This is a genomic window from Rhizobium sp. BK529 (assembly GCF_014194105.1).
Taxonomy (GTDB): Bacteria; Pseudomonadota; Alphaproteobacteria; order Rhizobiales; family Rhizobiaceae; genus Rhizobium.
The window spans coordinates 464,267-482,696 of record NZ_JACIAU010000001.1 but is presented as its reverse complement, the minus strand read 5'-3'; the positions used below and the strand labels follow the sequence as shown (position 1 = coordinate 482,696).

Sequence of the window (18,430 nt, the reverse complement as noted above, 5' to 3'; positions counted from 1 at the left end):
CGTATCCCAACGCAGAAGCCCGCCGGAAACGGGATGAAGATGACCGCAACAGCACCCTGGACAACCGAAAAGCCGACAGCCCTGCTCGTTCTTGCCGACGGCACCGTCATCGAAGGCAAGGGTATCGGCGCAACCGGCAAGGTCCAGGCCGAAGCAGTCTTCAATACGGCGCTGACGGGGTACGAGGAAATCCTCACCGACCCCTCCTATCTCGGCCAGATCGTCACCTTCACCTTCCCCCATATCGGCAATATCGGCACCAACGAGGAAGATATCGAAGACCTGACGCCGGCAGCCCGCCATGGCGCGGTCGGCGTGATCTTCAAGGCCGACATCACCGAGCCCTCGAATTATCGTGCTGTCAAGCATCTCGACGCCTGGCTGAAGGCTCGCGGCATCATAGGCCTCTGCGGCATCGACACCCGCGCGCTGACCGCCTGGATCCGCGAGAACGGTTCGCCAAATGCCGTCATCGCCCATGACCCAGCAGGCAATTTCGACGTCGAGGCACTGAAGGCGGAAGCCAAGGCATGGAGCGGCCTCGAAGGCCTTGACCTCGCCAAGGTCGCTTCCTCCGGCCAGTCCTCGCAATGGTCGCAGACCCCCTGGATCTGGAACGAGGGCTACGGCGAACTCGGCGCCTCCGACGCGAAATACCATGTCGTCTGCCTGGATTACGGCGTGAAGCGCAACATCCTGCGCCTCTTCGCCGGCCTCGACTGCAAGGTCACTGTCATGCCGGCAACGACGAACGCTGAGGACGTGCTCGCCCTGCAGCCCGACGGCATCTTCCTGTCGAACGGCCCGGGCGACCCGGCTGCCACAGGCGAATATGCCGTGCCGGTCATCAAGGAGCTCATTCGCACCGATATCCCCGTTTTCGGCATCTGCCTCGGCCACCAGATGCTCGGCCTGGCACTCGGTGCCAAGACCGAGAAGATGCACCAGGGGCACCACGGCGCCAATCATCCGGTTAAAGACCACACGACCGGCAAGGTCGAGATCGTCTCGATGAACCACGGCTTCGCGGTCGACACGAAGTCGCTGCCGGAAGGCGTTGAAGAGACTCACGTATCGCTCTTCGACGGCAGCAATTGCGGCCTGCGCGTTCTCGGCAAGTCGGTCTTCTCCGTCCAGCACCACCCGGAAGCCTCGCCCGGCCCGCAGGACAGCCACTATCTCTTCCGCCGCTTCATCAACATGGTGCGCGAAAAGAAGGGCGAGCCGGCACTGGCCGAACGCTGATCTGCCAAACCTCGATTCAGATCAAGGCTCGCTCGATGCGGGCCTTTTTCTTTTGCCCGCGTATTGACCTCAAGTTAAGTTGAGGAATTACAGAACTGCCTGCGAACATCAGATGCAGGAGAAAACTGGATGAGCGGAACTTTCTATAGGATAGACAAATTCGTCGTGCCGGCTGCGGCGCGCGAGGAATTTCTGGTCAACGTCATGATGACCCATAAGGTGCTGGAGGCACAGGCCGGCTTTATCGGTCACGAGGTGCTGGAGCAGATCGCTGGTCCCGGCGAATTCAATTTCGTCACGATTGCCCGGTGGGAAAGCGCCGATGTCGTCGAACATGTGAAGGCGGCCGTTGCAGCAGCCCACAGCGCCGCCAATTTCGATCCGCAGGAGATGTTCGCGCGCCTCGGCATTCGCGCCGATATCGCCAGCTACAAGCCTGTCGCAGCTTGATGGCAAGACGGATAAGATGGCAGACTTAGGCGCCGGCCGTCGCCCCTTCCCGACGAACCAGAATGTAGAAGCGCGCGCAGAGCATGGCAGCGGCCGCGGCAAGCCCTACGAGAAAGCCGAACCAGATTCCGAGACCGCCGAATCCCAGCGGGAAGGCGAAGGCCCAGGCAAGAAAGAAGCCGATCGGCCAATAGGCGATCAGCGCCATGATCATCGGCACGCGCGCATCCTTCAGCCCGCGCAGCAGGCCGCTGGCAATCGCCTGCAGGCCATCGACGAACTGGAAGAGCCCGGCAACGACGATCAGCGGACCGGCATAAGCGAGCACCTGGGGAGCCTCCGGCAGGCTGACATCGAGGAACAGGCGCGCCAGAACCTGCGGCACGGTCGCAAAGATGATGCTGCCGACGATGGCGGCGGCACTGGCGATGATCAGAACGGTGATCGCAGCCCGCACCAGCCCGATATGATCGCCCTGCCCGTGAGCGACACCAACCCGAACGGTTGCAGCCTGGCCGAGGCCGAGTGGGATCATGAAGGCCATTGAAGCCCACTGCAACGCGATGCCATGCGCCGCGAGCTCTATCGTGCCGATGTGGCCCATCAGCAGCGAGGCTGCCGTGAAGAGGCTGACCTCGGCGAGGATGGTGATGCTGATCGGCAGGCCGAGACGGATGACTTCGAAGAAAGCATGCCAGTCCGGCTTCCAGAAACGCACGAAGATCTCGTAACGCCGCGTCTCCTCCCTACCCTGCACGAAAGCTAGGATGAACAGGAAGCCCGCCGTCTGTACCGCGACGGATACGATTGCGGCGCCCTCCAGTCCCATGACGGGGAAACCGAAATGACCGAGCACGAGGATGTAGGCGCCAATCGCATTCAACACCAGCATGGCGATGGTGACCTGCAGAATGACACCAGCCTTGCCGATGGCACTGACGAGCGCGCGCATGACATTATAAAGCAGGCCCGGCAGCACGCCGAACTGACCGATGATGATGTAGCCGTGAGCGAGCTTCGCCACATCGGGCTTCTGGCCGAAATAGCGAAGGATCGTCTCGGAATTATAGAAAGCCGGCTGCATCAGCAGCCAGTAGCAGATGACGACCCAGATACCCATGCGCAGCGACCGGCGCACCGTCACCACGTCGCCGCTGCCATAAGCATGCGCCACCATCGGAATGACGGCAATGGCAAAGCCCGAGCCGAAGATCAGGATCGTGAACAGGAACTGCGCCGAAAGCACCATGGCTGCGAGATTTTCTGCCCCGAGCTGGCCGACGATCATCACGTCAGTCATGCCGATGCCGAATTGCGCAAGCTGAGCGCCGATCAGCGGCACGCCGAGCATCAGCGTGGCGCGGAAATGCGCAGACCAGCGGTTGTCGGTTGCAGGCGCAATGGTGCGCACGTCGATCGGCGTGTCCATGACACTGTTCCTAGGGTTGAATCGATCACGGGCCGCAGTGCGGCAAAATATCATGTCGACTTAGAGTAAAGCAGCGCAAAGAACCACCCCAAAAGAGGCAGATGCTGAAAAATTCATCACAGCTTCACTGTTTTTGATGGATCATTCCGCCGCGTTGAAGACTCTGGCCGGCGCCTCCGATGTCCTCACCCGCGTCAGGAATACAACCGCGGAGACGAGAATAAAAAATGCCGCCAGGAGAAAGGGCGCACCGGCGAAGGTGACCGGCGCGTCTGGCTTGGTGAAATAGCCGAACATCTGAGTGAAGATCAGCGGGCCGATGATTGTCGTGATACTGCTGATGCTGGTGAGCGCGCCCTGCAGTTCGCCCTGCGCCGAAGGCGGCACTTTGCCGGCGGCGATGCTGCGCAATGGCGGATCGGCAACATTCTCCATGACAGTCAACACGATCACCGTGTAGACGACCCAGCCCTCCCAGGCGAAGGCATACCCTGTGAGGGCGGCCATCGAGAAGCACAGGCCGAGAAGCGCCGTCTTCCATTCACCGAGAACAGGCACGACGCGCGGCAGTATGAGCCCCATGACCAGTGCGGCGCCAATGCCGTAGATGCCGAGTGACAGGCCGATCTCACCTTCGCTCCATCCATATCGGAAGGTCGTGACGAAGGACCAGACCGAGGGATAGACGGCATGGGCGAGGAAAAACAGGAACATCACGATGCAAACCCAGCCGATGCCGGGATAGTGTCGCATCTGCCGCAAAGCGCCGAGCGGGTTTGAACGTTTCCACTCGAACCTGCGGCGGTTCTTTGCATCAAGCGTTTCCGGCAGCAGGAAACAGGCCGCAATGAAATTAACTAAAGAAAGTGCGGCCGCACCGTAGAATGGCACGCGCGGCCCAAACTCGCCGAGAAAGCCGCCAATAACCGGGCCAATAGTGAAACCAACGCCAAAGGCAATACCGATCAGGCCGAAATTCTTTGCGCGGTTCTGCTCATTGCTGATGTCAGCAATATAAGCGGAACAGGTGGCAAAGCTGCCGCCGCTGATGCCGGCAAGTACACGGCCAACGAACAGCATCCAGTAGCTCGTGGCAATCGCACAGATAAAATTGTCGAAAGCGAAGGTCAGCACCGAAAGCAGGAGGATCGGACGACGCCCGAAGCGGTCGCTCAAGTTGCCGAGCAGCGGCGCAAACAGAAACTGCATCAGCGAATAAATGAGCATCAGCCAGCCGCCGTCGACTGCGGCATCGCTGACTGTGCCGCCAGTCAACTGCTCCAGATAGACCGGCAAGACCGGCATGATGATGGCAATGCCGATGACATCCAGAAACAGGATGATGAAGACCAGGAAAAGGCCGCGGTGAACGAATTTCGGATCAAGCATGAAGCATCTCTACAGCTGATATTTTCTGAAAAGACGACCTCGTCGCCGGATATGTGACATAGCCCATTGAAACGTCCGAAACAATCCGTGAACATTTCAATGTTCTGACGGCAGGACGGCCAAAATCGATGCTTCAGACGCTCTTTCGCTGCTCCATCCGCACGAAATCCACAAAAGCCCGCAGGGGCGCGGGCATGTGATTGCGGCTCGGATAATAGAGGAACGGACCGGAAAAATCGCTGTCCCATTCGCTCAGGATCGGCACCAGGCGGCCTTCCGCAATGCGGGGCGCAAGCAGTTCTTCGAAGGTTCTGATAACGCCGAGCCCGGCAAGCGCGGCCTCGATTTCCATTTCCACCGCGTTGGCGATGACAGGGCCCGACGGCGTGATGACTACGACCTCTTCTCCACGTTCGAATTCCCAAGGAAGAGAGGCTCCGCTGAGGAAGCGATGGCGGATACAGCTATGCGCCAGCAGATCCCGCGGATGCTGCGGCACGCCTCGCCTGTCAAGATAGGCGGGAGCGGCTGCCGTAACATAGCGCTGCCGGCGTGGGCCGATCGGCACGGCGATCATGTCGCGCTCCAGCCTCTCGTCGTATCGGATGCCGGCATCGAAGCCGGCAGCCAGGACATCGATGAATGTATCTTCGGCAATGATTTCCAATGTGATTTGCGGATAGAGCGTCAGAAACCGCGCAGCAAGATCGGCCATGAAAAGCTTCACGGCGATACTCGGCACGTTGAGCCTGAGCATGCCCGCCGGACTGTCACGAAAACTATCGAGCTGACCGAGTGCAGCGGCCACTTCCGAAAGCGCCGGCGAAAGCCTTTCGAGCAATCTCTCACCCGCCGCGGTCGGCGTGACGGAGCGCGTCGTGCGGTTCAGAAGCCGGACACCGAGCCTTTCTTCCAGCCGCCGCAGCGAATCGCTCAGGGACGACGCCGAAACCCCGCGCTTGCGGGCTGCGGAGCGAAAACTGCGTTCCCTTGCAATTGCTGCGAAGGCATCCAGATCACTGAGGGGAAGGTCATCCATTGTGCATTTTTCCGTACGGCCCGTTCGAGAGTATCCGGATTATCGCACAGACTCAGCCGCGGTAAAACGGCGTCCGAGAGCGCCATCGGTGCCACTGAAGGAGAAGAAGATGCAGACCTATCGTTTGGGAAAGATCGGCCCGGAAGTCTCGGTCATTGGCCTCGGCTGCATGGGCATGTCGGGCATGTACGGGCCGTCCGACCGCGCTGAAAGCATCGCTACCATCCATGCCGCGCTCGATGCCGGTATCAACCTGCTCGACACTGGCGATTTCTATGGCATGGGCCATAATGAAATGCTGATCGGCGAAGCGCTTAAGGGCCGCAAGCGCGAAAATGCTGTTATCAGCGTCAAATTCGGCGCGCTGCGCGATCCCGCGAACGGCTGGAACGGCTATGACGCACGCCCAATCGCCATAAAGAATTTCCTCGCCTATACGCTGCAGCGCCTCGGCGTCGACTATATCGACATCTACCGCCCTGCCCGCCTCGATCCGAACGTGCCGATCGAGGACACCGTGGGCGCCATCGCCGATCTCATCAAGGCTGGCTATGTCCGCCATGTCGGCCTTTCCGAAGTCGGCGCCGACACGATCCGCCGGGCTGCCGCCGTCGCACCGATCGCCGACCTGCAGATCGAATATTCGCTGATCTCCCGCGGCATCGAGGATGAGATCCTGCCGACCACCCGCGAGCTCGGCATTTCCATCACCGCCTATGGCGTGCTGTCGCGCGGCCTCATTAGCGGCCACTGGCAGAAGGGCCAGCATGGCGCGGGCGATTTCCGCGCCTTCAGCCCGCGGTTCCAGGAAGGCAATGTCGATGAGAACCTTGCGCTGGTCGAAGAACTCCGGAAGATCGCCATTCTCAAGGGGGCCTCGGTCGCGCAAATCGCCATCGCCTGGGTGGCGGCACAAGGTCAGGATATCGTGCCGCTGGTCGGCGCTCGCCACCGCGATCGCCTGACGGAGGCACTCGGTTCCCGCGCCGTTGAGCTAAGCGCAGACGATCTCTCCGCCATCGAACACGCCGTGCCGAAAGGTGCCGCTAAGGGCGCTCGTTATCCGGAAGCCCAGCTCAAGCATATGGACAGTGAAAAGTAAGCTCTCGCGACGACCGGCACCCTGCCCTTCAGGTTGGGCGCCGGACACGCGTTCAGATCGGATTGGAGAATGTATCGCAGGCCGAAAGCTGGCCGCTGTCGAAGCCGCGCTTGAACCAGCGCACGCGCTGTGCCGACGTACCGTGATTGAAACTTTCCGGAACGACATAGCCCTGCGAACGCTTCTGCAGCGTATCGTCGCCGATCTGCTGGGCGGCGTTCAGCGCTTCCTCCAGATCGCCAGGGTCGAGAATGCCTTTCTGCTGCGTAAACTTGCCCCAGATACCTGCAAAGCAATCCGCTTGCAGCTCGACCCGCACCGACATCTTGTTGGCGTCAGCCTCGCTCATGCGCTGACGGGCCTCGTTGAATTTCGGCAGAATGCCGAGCAGGTTCTGCACATGATGGCCGACCTCATGGGCAACCACATAGGCTTCGGCGAAATCGCCGGATGCGCCGAACTGGTCGGAAAGCTGCTGGAAGAAGGCCGTGTCGAGATAGACCTTGTGATCACCGGGACAATAGAAGGGCCCGGTGGCGGCAGAGGCAAATCCGCAGGCCGACTGTGTCTGCCCGGAGAAGAGAACGAGGCGCGGTTCCTCATAATCCTTGCCCTGCGACTGAAAGATGCCGTGCCAGGTATCTTCGGTTTCGGCGAGAACCGTGCGCACGAAGGCGGTCATCTCGTCATTGGCGGGCGCCTGCGAAGAGGATTCGCTCTGCGAATAGCCGGAGCCGCCTATCTGGCCGCCGCCATCCATCACCTGAATCAGGTCGATGCCCATCGCCTTGAAGATCAGGTAGATGACGACGAGGAAGATGATCGTGCCGATGCTGAGCCCGCCACCGCGACGGCCAACGCCGCCGCCCGACGGGAAGCTGAAGCCGCCGCCGCGGCCAAAGGAATCGCCGCCACCGGACGGATCGCCGCGACGATCCTCGATATTGTCGGACTGACGCCGTCCTTTCCATTCCATCTTCGATCTCCCCGGCGATGCGCTCAAGCATGCTCTCAGGAGTCAGTTATATATCCGGTGCGAGGGTTAATTCCAGCCGCTTCCTCACGCCGCCCGGCTGCGCCGCGGCCGAAATCGGATGGTGCCGACGGTCGCGGCGGCAACCAGCCCGAGCACCGCTAAGCCCACCCAACCGTTGCCGGAGAAGGCGACGGCATTCATCAACCGACCCGGCAGCAGCGTGGCAAGGCCGGCAACGACGATACCGCCGAAATACATGCCCGATACGACCCGGAGATGCGTGCGTATGTCGTGCCGCCCCGCAGCAAGAATAGCCCGCCAGCTTCCGACAAGCACCATGACGGAAAGTAGGTGGATCGGGCTGAAGCCATAGGCCAGATTGATGCGATGGATGAAGAAGCTCGAGAGCGCCGTCATGACCATTAGCGCCATCCAGAACTTGCCGAGCAGCCGGTGCCTCGGCGTCCCCTTCGGCCAGGCGAGCAGATAAGCGCCAAGGATTGCTGCCGGCACGACGGCGAGAACATGGATCTGAATGGCAAGAGGCGCATTGAACAGTGGCTCGAGGCTCATGGTCGGCTCCGGTTGAATTCGCCCCTTGTTTCCGGCATGACTGCATTCCTTTCAACAAAGATGGCGTAAACGGCAGGAAAACTTCGTGGATCACTCATCCTTGCAATCCACGCTTCGCGAATTGCATGTCTTTTGGCGCTCTCCGCGCTTCTGGGGAACCTTTCTAGCCATCGTCCTGATCTTCGTGGTGACCGGCCCGTACGGCACGATGGAAAGCATGCCGACCGGCAAGCGCTTCGCCTACTGGTTGATCCTGCACGCCGTCGCGTGGTCGATTGCCATTCTGTTTTCGGTCTTCGCCGACGCCCTGCTGCGCAAGTCGCTGGACCGGATGTTCTGGCGCATGATGATCGGCTCGCTGGTCGCAGCCTTGCCGATCGGCTTTGCAATCGGTCTCGTCGACTATGCCTTCATGGGCGATCCGATCTCGATTGACAGCAGCCTTTACAGAGCCGTCTTCGCACTACCGCTCTGCGCCCTCTTCTGCTTCCTCACCTATCTCACGATGCATCGCCAGATCGAACAGGGAACAGCGGAACTCCGTCTATCAACCTCAATCCTCGATCGCCTGAAGCCGCAGAATCGCGGCACCCTCCTGCGTCTCTCCGTGAAGGATCACTACACGGAGGTCGTAACAAGCCGCGGCCGCGAGCTCGTGCTGCTGCGTTTTTCCGATGCGCTCCGCGAAATTGGAGGGACGCCCGGCCTTCAGGTCCACCGGTCGCATTGGGTCGCCGACGCTCATGTCGCGTCGCTGAAACGCGATAACGGCAAGATTCTCATCCTTATGCGCGATGGCACGCAGATCCCGGTCAGCCGCAGCTTTGTTGAGCAGGTTCGCCGCCGCTTCGGCTGAAGAAATACCAGCAAATGCTTGACCTGACTCCTGCTTTCCCCCTTCCTGAGTGGTGAGGAGACCTGGAGGAAACTGCCGATGAAAGCCGTGCGCTTGGAAGCGACTGGAAAATTGTTCCTGCGCGAGGTTGAAAAGCCGGAGCCTGGACCGGGCGACCTGCTTGTCCGCATAGAGGCCTGCGGTATCTGCGGCACCGATCGACATCTCTTTCACGGCGAATTCCCTTCCCGCCCGCCGCTGACGCTTGGCCACGAATTCGCCGGCATCATCGAAACCGTCGGCCCCGAAGTCATCGGCTTCCAGCCCGGCATGCGCGTGACCTGCGATCCGAACATCGCTTGCGGCCGTTGCGAGCAATGCCACAATGGCCGCGTCAATCTCTGCCGGAACCTACGAGCGATCGGCATTCACCGCGATGGCGGTTTTGCCGATTATGTCATCGTACCGCAGAAACAGGCTTTTGAACTGCCCCTTGAGCTCGATCCGTTGCATGGCGCCTTTTGCGAGCCACTCGCCTGCTGCCTGCATGGCGTCGATCTCGCCAATATAAAGACCGGCTCTTCCGTCATCGTGCTCGGCGGTGGCGTGATCGGCCTGCTGACCATTCAGCTTGCCCGGCTCGCCGGCGCGACGCGCGTTCTTCTCGTTACCCGCAATGCCGAGAAACGGGCACTTGCCGAAAAGCTTGGCGCGACAACCACCTTCGACCCTTCACATTCGGATGTCTTCAGGATCATCGATGACGGCGGGATGCTGCCCGGTGGCGCGGACATCGTCTTCGAATGCGCCGGTGTGCCGGAAACGATGATGCAGGCGCCGAGGCTTGCAAAGAGCGGCGGCACGGCCGTCATCCTCGGCGTCATGCCGCAAGGCTCGAAAATCGAGATCGAGCCCTTCGATCTGCTCTTCCGGGAAGTGAGTCTCATCGGCTCTTTCATCAATCCGTTCACGCACCAGCGGGCTACAGATCTCATCGCCTCGGGTGCGATCAAAGTCGAGCCGCTGATTTCGCGCCGGATCACACTGGAACAGGCCCCGGAGGTGATCACCAATCCGGCGCCGAATGGCGAGATTCGCGCGCTGGTGATACCCGCGAGGCAATAGGCTTTCAAAAGCCGATCCGGATTCCTGTCGATTCCATGATTTATGGGGTTCCGTTTGCAAAAACATTTGCCTATAAGCCGCTTCTAGCCTGAAAAGACCCTCAATGCGCGACCCGACCTGGTGACCTCCCACCCTGGCCGGCTTTTTGCGCAGCTAGAAACGGATATCGCCCATGCCGAAGCGCCAAGACATCAAATCGATCCTCATCATCGGCGCGGGACCGATCGTCATTGGCCAGGCTTGCGAATTCGACTATTCCGGCACCCAGGCCTGCAAGGCGCTGAAGGAGGAAGGCTACCGCGTCATCCTCGTCAACTCCAACCCGGCCACGATCATGACCGATCCGGGCCTCGCCGATGCAACTTACGTCGAGCCGATTACCCCTGAAGTCGTCGCCAAAATCATCGCCAAGGAGCGCCCGGATGCGCTACTGCCGACCATGGGCGGCCAGACGGCGCTGAATACCGCGCTTTCGCTGAAGCGTATGGGTGTGCTCGACCGCTACAATGTCGAGATGATCGGCGCCAAGCCTGCCGCCATCGACAAGGCCGAAGACCGCGCGCTCTTCCGCGAGGCCATGGCCAAAATCGGCCTCGAAACCCCGCGCTCCATGCTGGCGAACGCCACGGACATCAAGGATCTCGACCGCAAGACTCATGAGGCCGAGCGCACCAAGCTGCGCGAAAGTCTCTCCGGCGCGGATCTCGACAAGGCGCTGGACGAACTGGAAAACCAGTGGAACCTCGGCGAGAGCGATCGCAAGCAGCGCTACATGAACCATGCCATGGCGATCGCCGCCCAGGCGCTCGATCATGTCGGCCTGCCCGCCATTATCCGTCCGTCCTTCACGCTCGGCGGCACCGGCGGCGGAATCGCCTACAACCGCTCGGAATTCTTCGAAATCGTCGGCGGCGGTCTCGATGCCTCGCCGACGACCGAAGTGCTGATCGAAGAATCGGTGCTCGGTTGGAAGGAGTATGAGATGGAGGTCGTCCGCGACAAGGCGGACAATTGCATCATCATCTGCTCGATCGAAAACATCGATCCGATGGGCGTCCATACCGGCGACTCGATCACGGTTGCACCTGCCTTGACGCTGACGGACAAGGAATATCAGATCATGCGCAACGCCTCGATTGCGGTGCTGCGCGAGATCGGCGTGGAGACCGGCGGCTCGAACGTGCAGTTCGCCGTCAATCCCAAGGACGGTCGCCTCGTCGTCATCGAAATGAACCCGCGCGTGTCGCGCTCCTCTGCGCTCGCTTCGAAGGCCACCGGCTTCCCGATCGCCAAGGTCGCTGCCAAGCTCGCCATTGGCTACACGCTCGACGAACTCGAAAACGACATTACCGGCGGCGCGACGCCTGCTTCTTTCGAACCGTCGATCGACTATGTCGTCACCAAGATCCCGCGCTTCGCCTTCGAAAAATTCCCCGGCGCCTCGCCGGTGCTGACCACAGCCATGAAGTCGGTCGGTGAAGTCATGGCGATCGGCCGCACCTTTGCGGAATCTCTGCAGAAGGCGCTGCGCGGCCTCGAAACCGGCCTGACCGGCCTCGACGAAATCGAAGTCCCTGATTCCGAAGAAGGCGAATCCAGCCACAACGCCATCCGCGCCGCCATCGGCACGCCGACGCCGGACCGCCTGCGCATGGTCGCTCAGGCGCTGCGCATGGGCCTCAGCATTGAAGAGGTGCATGAAGGCTGCAAGATCGACCCGTGGTTCATCGCCCAGCTCAAGAACATCATCGACATGGAAGCTCGCATCCGCGAGCACGGCCTGCCGACCGATGCCGCCAACCTGCGCATGCTGAAGGCCATGGGCTTCTCCGACGCTCGCCTTGCAACACTGACCGGCAAGCGCCCAAAGGAAGTGGCAGAGCTTCGCAACTCGCTCAACGTCCGCCCGGTCTTCAAGCGCATCGACACTTGCGCCGCCGAATTCGCCTCGCCGACGGCCTATATGTACTCGACCTATGAGACGCCTTTTGTCGGCGCCGCCCGCTCCGAAGCTCAAGTCTCCGACCGCAAGAAGATCGTCATCCTCGGCGGCGGTCCGAACCGCATCGGCCAGGGTATCGAATTCGACTATTGCTGCTGCCATGCCGCCTTCGCACTGAAGGATGCCGGCTATGAAGCGATCATGATCAACTGCAATCCGGAAACGGTTTCGACCGATTACGACACGTCCGATCGCCTCTATTTCGAGCCGCTGACGGCAGAAGACGTAATCGAAATCCTGCGCGCCGAGCAGGAAAAGGGCGAAGTCGTCGGCGTCGTCGTCCAGTTCGGCGGCCAGACGCCGCTGAAGCTTGCAGAAGCGCTGGAAAAGAACGGCATCCCGATCCTCGGCACTGCGCCCGACGCGATCGACCTTGCCGAAGACCGCGACCGCTTCCAGAAGCTTCTGATGAAGCTCGACCTCAACCAGCCCAACAACGGTATTGCCTACTCGGTCGAGCAGGCCCGTCTCGTTGCCGCCGAAATCGGCTTTCCTTTGGTCGTTCGCCCGTCCTACGTGCTCGGCGGCCGCGCCATGCAGATCATCCATGCCGAGAGCCAGCTGCAGACCTACTTGCTCGACACCGTTCCGGAACTCGTGCCCGAGGATATCAAGGCGCGCTATCCGAACGACAAGACCGGCCAGATCAACACGCTGCTTGGCAAGAACCCGCTCCTCTTCGACAGCTACCTGACAAACGCCATCGAAGTCGACGTTGACTGCCTCTCGGACGGCACCGATGTCTATGTCGCCGGCATCATGGAACATATCGAAGAAGCTGGCATCCACTCCGGTGATAGCGCCTGCTCGCTGCCGCCGCGCACATTGTCTCGCGAGATGCTCGACGAACTGGAGCGCCAGGCCAAGGCTATGGCAACGGCGCTGAATGTCGGCGGCCTGATGAATGTTCAGTTCGCCATCAAGGACGGCACGGTCTACGTGCTGGAAGTCAATCCGCGCGCCTCGCGTACGGTTCCCTTCGTCGCCAAGACCATCGGCGCGCCGATTGCCAAGATCGCGGCCCGCGTCATGGCCGGCGAAAAGCTGGACGCGACCTTCGCCGCCTACGGCAACAAGCCTGATCCGCGGGCGCTCAAGCACATCGCCGTCAAGGAAGCCGTTTTCCCCTTTGCCCGCTTCCCGGGCGTCGATACGCTGCTCGGCCCGGAAATGCGCTCCACCGGCGAAGTGATCGGCCTCGACAGCGATTTCGCGCTGGCCTTTGCCAAGTCGCAGCTCGGCGCCGGCGTCGAACTGCCGCGTGAGGGCACCGTCTTCGTTTCCGTACGCGATGCCGATAAGCCTCGCGTTCTGCCCGCGATCCGCATCCTCGTCGAACAAGGCTTCAAGGTGCTGGCAACAGGCGGCACCGCTCGTTTCCTTGGCGAAAATGGCATCGAGGCGGCCAAGATCAATAAGGTTCTGGAAGGTCGTCCGCACATCGAGGATGCCATCCGCAACCGCCAGGTCCAGCTCGTCATCAATACGACCGACGGCAATAAGGCGATCTCGGACTCCAAGTCGCTGCGCCGCGCCACGCTGATGCAGAAGGTGCCCTACTACACCACGATGGCCGGCGCCGAAGCCGCCGCCCAAGCGATCAAGGCACTCAAGGCCGGCAACCTCGAAGTCCGTCCGCTGCAGAGCTACTTCTGATCGTTAACGAAGAGGTCTTGCCTCCTGGCTCTGCTCATATCTCGATCTCAGCTGCTCCCTGATGGGAGCAGTATCGCGATTATTGTCGACAATGATCCAACGCGCTGAATCGATTTCTGCACTCAGGCCGTCAACCCCCTGATCAGATTCATGTCTTGCCGGAACCGGGCAAGCTCCTGCGCTTTCCTCCGCTCATCCGGGATCCGCAGCAAATAAGAGGGATGCACCGTCACGAAAAGCGATCGCCCCTCTTCCATCGCAATCGGACGTCCGCGCAGCCCCTCCAGCTTTTGCTTCTCGCCGGTCAATGAGTAGAGCGCTGTCGCCCCCATCGCCACGATCAGCTTCGGCTTTATGAGATCGAGCTCCCGCTTGAGCCACCAGCGGCAATGCTGCACTTCGCCGAGATTGGGCTTCTGGTGGATACGCCGCTTGCCGCGCGGCTCGTATTTGAAATGCTTCACGGCGTTGGTGATATAGAGCCTCGATCGATTGATTCCCGCCTGCGCGATCGCTTCATCAAAGACCTTACCGGCCGGGCCTACGAAGGGACGTCCGGCAAGATCCTCTTGATCGCCCGGTTGCTCGCCGACAAACACGATCTCCGCGTCGGCGGGCCCCTCGCCGAACACGGTCTGCGTCGCCTTCGCATGTAGCGGGCATTGGCTGCAAGTGGCCGCTTCCTGTCGCAACGCCTCCAGCGTCCCGGCCGGCGCCAGCTTCGGAGCCGGAATGCGGGCAGCCGCTTCCTGTATCCTGCAGTGATACGGCAGCGGCGTTGTTGCCTCCCGCTCGGCCATGGCGAGCATCTTCGCCTCGGCCTCGGCGATCAGCCCCGGAATGAGATCGGCTTCTGGCAGGTTCTTCCAGTATTTCTTCGGCATCTCGGCCTGCATCGCTTTCACTTTCAGCCGTGCAGGATTGAAGATGCTGGCATAGTAGATGCGCCAAAGATCGTCGGTCGCATCACTGATATCGGGCTTCTCACACGGCGCACTGCTGAGCGTCAGCCGCTCACCGTCCCAGGCAGCGGAGCCCTTGGGCGTTGCGATCAGCCAGTCCATATCGGTGAAGCGGCGCTGGAAGAAGGGCGCCTTGCGGGCGACGATATAGTGGTCCGGCTCGAACCACGCGATGAACTTTCGCCGCCCGCCAGCAGGAGCCGCGAGCTCCTTGAAACGCACGAAGGCCGTCATCTTGTGCGCATCGCGATGCACGCTCTTCTGCATCAGTCGCGCCCGCGATACTTCTTCGTCAGAGGCCAGATCCAGCAGGTTGCGATTTTCCTGCAGCCGCCAGAGCAGGCTGTAGAGCAGCGAAAAGCGCCTGGGATCGCTATGGCAGATCACCGCCTCGGCCAATGCCATGAAATCAGCCGGAACGCTCATCTGCCTGGCGCCGGCGGACGGATCGGGCGGCAAGGCATCGCGCTGGAAGGCAAAGCCGGGCTCGCGGCTCTTTTCGTGCCAGTCGATCTCATCAGGCAGAATTCCGGCCGCAGCGAAGGCGCGGGCCGCCCTGCGCCACTCCTCAAAATTCCCCCTGCCCTCCAGAACCACGCGGCGCATCATAACAAGGACAATTGTTCGGGCTGCGGTTCGAACATGGCGCGCAAATCCGGCCGGTCTACAAGCCGATGCGGCGTCCAGCCCTCGGCGCTGACGAAGGCCTGCACTTTGCGGATGGAAACGCCAAGCCGCGACAGGTCCTCGAGCCGTAGCCGGCGTTGCCGCCGCTCGGTCAGGATCGCCTTCACCGACTTCGTGCCAAGCCCTGGCACGCGCAACAGCTTCTCACGATCGGCGCGGTTGACGTCGACAGGAAAGTCGCCGCGATGGCCGAGCGCCCAGGCGAGCTTGGGATCGAGATTGAGATCCAGCATGCCTCCCTCCTGCGTTGCAGTGATCTCATCGATGCCGAACCCATAAAAACGATAGAGCCAGTCGGCCTGATAGAGCCGGTGCTCGCGCATCAGCGGTGGCTTGATGAGCGGCAGGTTCTTCGAACTGTCCGGAATCGGGCTGAAGGCGGAATAGTAGACACGCTTCAAGCCATAGCTGCTGTAAAGCTGGCCGCTGGTCGACAAAATCGTTGCATCATTGGACCCATCGGCACCCACGATCATCTGCGTGCTCTGGCCTGCCGGCACGAAGCGCTTACGCTTCTTCGTCTGCAGCGTCGGCTCCTGGGCCGCCTCGATCTTCAGCCGGAGATCGCCCATCGAGCGGCGAATGCTGGCCGGCTTTTTCTCGGGCGCGAACCGGCTGATGCCGCTGTCGGTGGGAAGTTCAATGTTGAGCGACAGACGGTCCGCATAAAGCCCCGCCTCTTCGATCAGATGCGGCGAAGCCTCGGGAATGGACTTCAGATGGATATAGCCTCGGAAATTATGCGAGATCCGCAGCTCCCGCACGATCCGCACCATCTCCTCCATCGTGTGATCGGAAGAGCGGATGATGCCGGAGGAGAGAAACAGCCCCTCGATATAGTTGCGCCGGTAAAACTCCAGCGTCAGCCAGACGACTTCCTCCGGCGTGAAACGAGCGCGTTCGACATTGCTCGACGATCGGTTGATGCAATAGGCGCAATCGTAGATGCAGAAATTGGTGAGCAGGATTTTCAGAAGCGAGATGCATCGGCCATCCGGCGCATAGGCATGGCAGATGCCTGAACCCTCGGTCGAACCCAATCCGCCGAAGCCTGCCGAATCCCGTTTGATGGTCCCGCTGGAGGCGCAGGAGGCATCATACTTTGCGGCGTCGGAGAGGATCGCCAACCGTTCCTTAAGCGACTTCTTCATAATATGTTCACTAAATGTTCACTGCGGCAAAATCAAGATGAAGAATTAGTTCTCCATGCAACTTCCCTTCAAAAGCAGGCACTTCAACGGGATGTAAAAAGCATCGTTACGAATTTTATGGAAATTGCGCGGGTCGATCTGCTATAAGCAATGAACTAGGATTGTAACACGGTTCCGAAGTTCCCCTTCGGGACCTGTTTTCTTTTGTGTCTGCGCGAACTGCGGATACAGGGAGAGAAGGACGAAAAAATGGTTGATAAGGTACCGATGACACAGGGTGGTTTCGTCAAGCTGCAGGAAGAACTGCGCTGGCGTCAGCAGGAAGAGCGCCCGCGAATCATCGAGGCAATTGCGGAAGCGCGCGCTCATGGCGACCTCTCCGAAAATGCCGAGTACCATGCCGCCAAGGAAGCGCAGAGCCACAATGAAGGCCGCATCACCGAGCTCGAAGACTTGACGGCACGCGCCGAAGTTATCGACCTCAGCAAGATGTCGGGCGACAAGGTCAAGTTCGGCGCCAAGGTGAAGCTCGTCGACGAGGACACCGAAGAGGAACGAACCTACCAGATCGTCGGCGATCAGGAAGCCGACGTGAAGCAGGGCCGCATCTCCATCTCCTCCCCGATCGCCCGTGCGCTGATCGGCAAGGAAGTCGGCGACTCCATCGAAGTCATCGCGCCCGGCGGTTCGAAGGCTTACGAAATCCTTTCCGTTTCCTGGGGCTGATCGCCCGCACCTCTCTTAAAAAGAGCAGCCAGTGCCGGACACCCGTGACGTCGAGATCATCGCGCCCAATCTGAAACGCCGGCTCTCCGGCGTCACGTCCACGATCGTCCAGCTTATCCCCTGTCAGATTCGGTTAGGGGTCAGGATCGCTGCCTTCGGCCCTGGCCTCCCGCCGGAACTTCCGCGCTTGAAATGGCCACAGCTCGCCGGCCTCTGGCGCCCGCCGGCCGGACGTCGCCATCGTGTCTGGCACGCGCGCCGCAACAATGAAATGGCGACGGGCATCCTTCTGCGCCAAGTGTTGCGCATGCCGCTGAAGCTCGTTTTCACCTCGGCTGCCCAGCGTCGTCACACGTCTTACACGCGCTGGCTTATCCGCCGGATGGATGCCGTGATCGCAACCAGCAGCCGCTCTGGCTCCTTCCTCAAGGTGCCGCATACGGTTATCCAGCACGGCGTCGATCTTGAGCTTTTTCATCCGCCCGAAGGGCCTGACGATACGATCGCCGCAACCGGCCTGCCTGGCCGCTATCTCGTCGGCTGCTTCGGCCGCGTCCGCCACCAGAAGGGCACCGACCTCTTCGTTCGGGCAATGATTGCGCTTTTGCCGCAGCATCCGGACTGGACCGCTGTCATTTCCGGTCGCGTCACGCCTGAACATACCGCATTTGCCGACAAGCTGAAGGCTGATATCGCTGCCGCCGGCCTCACCGACCGGATCGTCTTCATTGGCGAAGTACCCGATATCAAGATCTGGTACCGCCGCCTGACACTCTATGTCGCCCCATCTCGCAACGAGGGTTTCGGCCTGACACCGCTTGAGGCCATGGCTTCGAAAACACCGGTAGTGGCATCCGACGCCGGTGCCTATGCGGAGATGATAGTCCCCGGCGAGAATGGAATTATTGTGCCGACAGGCGATGACGACGCGCTGACGGCAGCGATTGCTACCTATCTTGCCGATCCTGCGCTGACATCAGCACAGGGCGAAACGGCCCTGCGGCACGTGCGGGAAAATTTCGCGCTGGAAAAGGAAGCAATGGCGATCAACTGCGTTTACCAGCAGCTCCTCGGAACGTAAGC

General features: G+C 60.7%; 15 protein-coding genes. 8 read left to right on the top strand and 7 right to left on the bottom strand.

From position 1 onward, the window contains the following. Positions 1-39: 39 nt before the first annotated feature. Complete coding sequence (gene carA / locus FHX08_RS02355) at positions 40-1,245, top strand: glutamine-hydrolyzing carbamoyl-phosphate synthase small subunit (RefSeq protein WP_132654304.1); 1,206 nt, start codon at positions 40-42, stop codon at positions 1,243-1,245. Between the two features lie 129 nt (positions 1,246-1,374). Then, positions 1,375-1,695, top strand: coding sequence for an antibiotic biosynthesis monooxygenase (locus FHX08_RS02350; RefSeq protein WP_132653702.1), 321 nt, complete (start codon positions 1,375-1,377; stop codon positions 1,693-1,695). Positions 1,696-1,720: 25 nt separating this feature from the next. Here the strand turns inward: FHX08_RS02350 and FHX08_RS02345 are convergent, their stop codons facing one another. The 3 genes from FHX08_RS02345 to FHX08_RS02335 all read right to left on the bottom strand — a co-directional run bounded on the left by FHX08_RS02345 (position 1,721) and on the right by FHX08_RS02335 (position 5,552). Further along, complete coding sequence (locus tag FHX08_RS02345) at positions 1,721-3,124, bottom strand: MATE family efflux transporter (RefSeq protein ID WP_132653701.1); 1,404 nt, start codon at positions 3,122-3,124, stop codon at positions 1,721-1,723. 141 nt (positions 3,125-3,265) lie between these two features. Beyond that, a complete protein-coding gene (locus tag FHX08_RS02340) occupies positions 3,266-4,513 on the bottom strand; it encodes a TCR/Tet family MFS transporter (protein WP_132653700.1) in 1,248 nt (415 codons plus the stop codon). A 133-nt stretch (positions 4,514-4,646) separates the two neighbouring features. After that, positions 4,647-5,552 carry a LysR family transcriptional regulator gene (locus FHX08_RS02335; protein ID WP_132653699.1) on the bottom strand — a complete coding sequence of 302 codons (906 nt, stop codon included), beginning with the start codon at positions 5,550-5,552 and terminating at the stop codon, positions 4,647-4,649. A gap of 109 nt (positions 5,553-5,661) precedes the next feature. Between FHX08_RS02335 and FHX08_RS02330 the strand changes: the two genes are divergently transcribed. Next, positions 5,662-6,654 (top strand): aldo/keto reductase, encoded by a 993-nt coding sequence (locus FHX08_RS02330; RefSeq protein ID WP_132653698.1) that lies wholly within the window; start codon positions 5,662-5,664, stop codon positions 6,652-6,654. Between the two features lie 52 nt (positions 6,655-6,706). Here FHX08_RS02330 and FHX08_RS02325 read toward each other — a convergent pair whose 3' ends face one another. Beyond that, positions 6,707-7,630: a neutral zinc metallopeptidase gene (locus tag FHX08_RS02325; RefSeq protein WP_132653697.1), complete on the bottom strand. Its 924-nt coding sequence runs from the start codon at positions 7,628-7,630 to the stop codon at positions 6,707-6,709. 84 nt (positions 7,631-7,714) lie between these two features. Then, on the bottom strand, positions 7,715-8,203 hold the full coding sequence (locus FHX08_RS02320) for a DUF2306 domain-containing protein (RefSeq protein ID WP_184326836.1): 489 nt from the start codon (positions 8,201-8,203) through the stop codon (positions 7,715-7,717). An 85-nt stretch (positions 8,204-8,288) separates the two neighbouring features. Between FHX08_RS02320 and FHX08_RS02315 the strand changes: the two genes are divergently transcribed. From FHX08_RS02315 to carB, 3 genes are all read left to right on the top strand, one after another. Continuing rightward, positions 8,289-9,059 (top strand): LytTR family DNA-binding domain-containing protein, encoded by a 771-nt coding sequence (locus FHX08_RS02315; RefSeq protein ID WP_132653695.1) that lies wholly within the window; start codon positions 8,289-8,291, stop codon positions 9,057-9,059. A 78-nt stretch (positions 9,060-9,137) separates the two neighbouring features. Further along, positions 9,138-10,163, top strand: a complete 1,026-nt coding sequence (locus FHX08_RS02310) for a zinc-dependent alcohol dehydrogenase family protein (RefSeq protein WP_132653694.1) — start codon at positions 9,138-9,140, stop codon at positions 10,161-10,163. A gap of 172 nt (positions 10,164-10,335) precedes the next feature. Continuing rightward, a complete protein-coding gene (gene carB, locus FHX08_RS02305) occupies positions 10,336-13,821 on the top strand; it encodes a carbamoyl-phosphate synthase large subunit (protein ID WP_184326835.1) in 3,486 nt (1,161 codons plus the stop codon). 122 nt (positions 13,822-13,943) lie between these two features. On the opposite strand, the gene FHX08_RS02300 is transcribed toward carB, so the two are convergent. Continuing rightward, entirely contained in the window at positions 13,944-15,389 is a 1,446-nt protein-coding gene (locus FHX08_RS02300) for a UdgX family uracil-DNA binding protein (RefSeq protein WP_184327347.1), read from the bottom strand. Next, the gene (locus FHX08_RS02295; protein WP_184326834.1) at positions 15,389-16,621 is read right to left on the bottom strand and encodes a putative DNA modification/repair radical SAM protein; all 1,233 of its coding nucleotides are present in this window, start codon (positions 16,619-16,621) and stop codon (positions 15,389-15,391) included. Before FHX08_RS02295 ends, FHX08_RS02300 begins: the two co-directional genes overlap by 1 nt. A 249-nt stretch (positions 16,622-16,870) precedes the next feature. Between FHX08_RS02295 and greA the strand changes: the two genes are divergently transcribed. Together greA and FHX08_RS02285 are read left to right on the top strand one after the other, a co-directional pair. After that, a complete protein-coding gene (greA, locus tag FHX08_RS02290; protein ID WP_132653691.1) occupies positions 16,871-17,347 on the top strand; it encodes a transcription elongation factor GreA in 477 nt (158 codons plus the stop codon). 31 nt (positions 17,348-17,378) lie between these two features. Further along, entirely contained in the window at positions 17,379-18,428 is a 1,050-nt protein-coding gene (locus FHX08_RS02285; RefSeq protein ID WP_184326833.1) for a glycosyltransferase family 4 protein, read from the top strand. Positions 18,429-18,430: the final 2 nt, after the last annotated feature.